Origin of the sequence: Nostoc sp. FACHB-892, assembly GCF_014698795.1 — a bacterium.
In the GTDB taxonomy this organism is placed as follows: Bacteria; Cyanobacteriota; Cyanobacteriia; order Cyanobacteriales; family Nostocaceae; genus Nostoc.
The window spans coordinates 1-3203 of the sequence record NZ_JACJTR010000151.1 but is presented as its reverse complement, the minus strand read 5'-3'; the positions used below and the strand labels follow the sequence as shown (position 1 = coordinate 3203).

Below are 3203 nucleotides of genomic sequence, written 5' to 3'. Positions count from 1 at the left end.
ATTGAGTCAGACTGCTGAGATTTTTCTCAGCCAGAACCTTGAAAACTGCATAGTAACGCGAAAATAGCAGGCAGACACAGACATTCCGAAAGGATATTTTTGTGAATGCAATTGTTGAAAGACCAAATATTTGAGTGGTCAAGCTAATAAGGGCTAACGGTGGATACCTAGGCACACAGAGGCGATGAAGGACGTGGTTACCGACGATATGCTCCGGGGAGTTGGAAGCAAACATTGAGCCGGAGATTTCCGAATGGGGCAACCCTATATACTACCTGCTGAATATATAGGCAGGAGAGAGCCAACCCAGCGAATTGAAACATCTTAGTAGCTGGAGGAAGAGAAATCAATTAAGAGATTCCCTAAGTAGTGGTGAGCGAAAGGGGAAAAGCCTAAACCAAAAGATTTATCTTTTGGGGTAGTGGGACAGCGATATCGAATCTAGAGGCTAGACGAAGCAGCTAAATACTGCACCAAAGAAGGTGAAAGTCCTGTAGTCGAAAGTTAAAGGATAGTAGCTGAATCCCGAGTAGCATGGGGCACGAGGAATCCCATGTGAATCAGCGAGGACCACCTCGTAAGGCTAAATACTACTGTGTGACCGATAGTGAACCAGTACCGCGAGGGAAAGGTGAAAAGAACCCCGGAAGGGGAGTGAAATAGAACATGAAACCGTTAGCTTACAAGCAGTGGGAGGACTATTTAAAAGTCTGACCGCGTGCCTGTTGAAGAATGAGCCGGCGACTTATAGGCACTGGTAGGTTAAAGCGAGAATGCTGGAGCCAAAGGGAAACCGAGTCTGAAAAGGGCGATAATCAGTGTTTATAGACCCGAACCCTGGTGATCTAACCATGGCCAGGATGAAGCTTGGGTAACACCAAGTGGAGGTCCGCACCGACTGATGTTGAAAAATCAGCGGATGAGCTGTGGTTAGGGGTGAAATGCCAATCGAACCAGGAGCTAGCTGGTTCTCCCCGAAATGTGTTTAGGCGCAGCGGTAATGATTATATCTGGGGGGTAAAGCACTGTTTCGGTGCGGGCTGGGAGACCGGTACCAAATCGAGACAAACTCTGAATACCCAGAGCACACATTGCCAGTGAGACAGTGGGGGATAAGCTTCATTGTCAAGAGGGAAACAGCCCAGACCACCAGCTAAGGTCCCCAAATCATCGCTAAGTGATAAAGGAGGTGAGAGTGCACAGACAACTAGGAGGTTTGCCTAGAAGCAGCCACCCTTGAAAGAGTGCGTAATAGCTCACTAGTCAAGCGCTCTCGCGCCGAAAATGAACGGGGCTAAGCGATGTACCGAAGCTGTGGGATTAACTAAGGTTAATCGGTAGGGGAGCGTTCCGTCGTAGGTAGAAGCAGTAGCGGCAAGCAGCTGTGGACGAAACGGAAGTGAGAATGTCGGCTTGAGTAGCGCAAATATTGGTGAGAATCCAATACCCCGAAACCCTAAGGTTTCCTCCGCCAGGTTCGTCCCCGGAGGGTTAGTCAGGACCTAAGGCGAGGCCGAACGGCGTAGTCGATGGACAACGGGTTAAAATTCCCGTACTGATTGTAGGTTGTGCAGAGGGACGGAGAAGATGAGTGTCAGCCGGATGTTGGTTACCGGTTCAAGCGTCAAGATGTTGAGAGACGGCGAAAACGTTTCGAGTTGAGGCGTGAGTACGACCCACTACGGTGGGGAAGTGGCATAGTCTAGCTTCCAAGAAAAGCTCTAAACACGTTAACTTACAGTTACCTGTACCCGAAACCGACACAGGTAGGGAGGTTGAGAATACCAAGGGGCGCGAGATAACTCTCTCTAAGGAACTCGGCAAAATGGCCCCGTAACTTCGGAAGAAGGGGTGCCCACCTCAGACGTGGGTCGCAGTGAAGAGATCCAGGCGACTGTTTACCAAAAACACAGGTCTCCGCAAAGTCATAAAGACGCAGTATGGGGGCTGACGCCTGCCCAGTGCCGGAAGGTTAAGGAAGTTGGTCAGGGGGCAACCTTGAAGCTAGCGACCGAAGCCCCGGTGAACGGCGGCCGTAACTATAACGGTCCTAAGGTAGCGAAATTCCTTGTCGGGTAAGTTCCGACCCGCACGAAAGGCGTAACGATCTGGATGGTGTCTCAGAGAGAGACTCGGCGAAATAGGAATGTCTGTGAAGATACGGACTGCCTGCACCTGGACAGAAAGACCCTATGAAGCTTTACTGTAGCCTGGAATTGTGTTCGGGCTTGGCTTGCGCAGGATAGGTGGGAGGCGATGAAGTATTCCTTGTGGGGAGTATGGAGCCAACGGTGAGATACCACTCTGGCGAAGCTAGAATTCTAACCCATGACCATTATCTGGTCAGGGAACAGTTTCAGGTGGGCAGTTTGACTGGGGCGGTCGCCTCCTAAAAGGTAACGGAGGCGCGCAAAGGTTCCCTCAGCACGCTTGGAAACCGTGCGGCGAGTGTAAAGGCATAAAGGGAGCTTGACTGCAAGACTGACAAGTCGAGCAGGTACGAAAGTAGGCCTTAGTGATCCGACGGCGCAGAGTGGAATGGCCGTCGCTCAACGGATAAAAGTTACTCTAGGGATAACAGGCTGATCTCCCCCAAGAGTCCACATCGACGGGGAGGTTTGGCACCTCGATGTCGGCTCATCGCAACCTGGGGCGGAAGTACGTCCCAAGGGTTGGGCTGTTCGCCCATTAAAGCGGTACGTGAGCTGGGTTCAGAACGTCGTGAGACAGTTCGGTCCATATCCGGTGCAGGCGTAAGAGCATTGAGAGGAGTCCTCCTTAGTACGAGAGGACCGGGAGGAACGCACCGCTGGTGTACCAGTTATCGTGCCAACGGTAAACGCTGGGTAGCCAAGTGCGGAGCGGATAACCGCTGAAAGCATCTAAGTGGGAAGCCCACCTCAAGATGAGTGCTCTCACCACGTAAGTGGGTAAGGTCACGGGAAGAACACCCGTTCTTAGGCGGTAGGTGGAAGTGCAGCAATGTATGTAGCCGAGCCGTGCTAACAGACCGAGGGCTTGACCTCAAAACTCATTTGGTTTCGCGTTGCTTGCAGTCTTCAGGGTTTTGAACCCAACAAGTTTTCCTGGTGTCTATTGCGCGGTGGAACCACACTGAACCCTTCCCGAACTCAGAGGTGAAACGCTGCTGCGGCCACGATAGTTTAGGGGTAGCCCTACGCAAAAATAGCTCGATGCCAGGT

The 3203-nt window shown here is 51.6% G+C and carries 2 rRNA genes; both read left to right on the top strand.

The window, feature by feature from the left end:
- Positions 1-136: 136 nt before the first annotated feature.
- Positions 137-3026 (top strand): 23S ribosomal RNA (locus tag H6G96_RS40690).
- Positions 3027-3085: 59 nt separating this feature from the next.
- A 5S ribosomal RNA gene (rrf, locus tag H6G96_RS40685) occupies positions 3086-3203 on the top strand.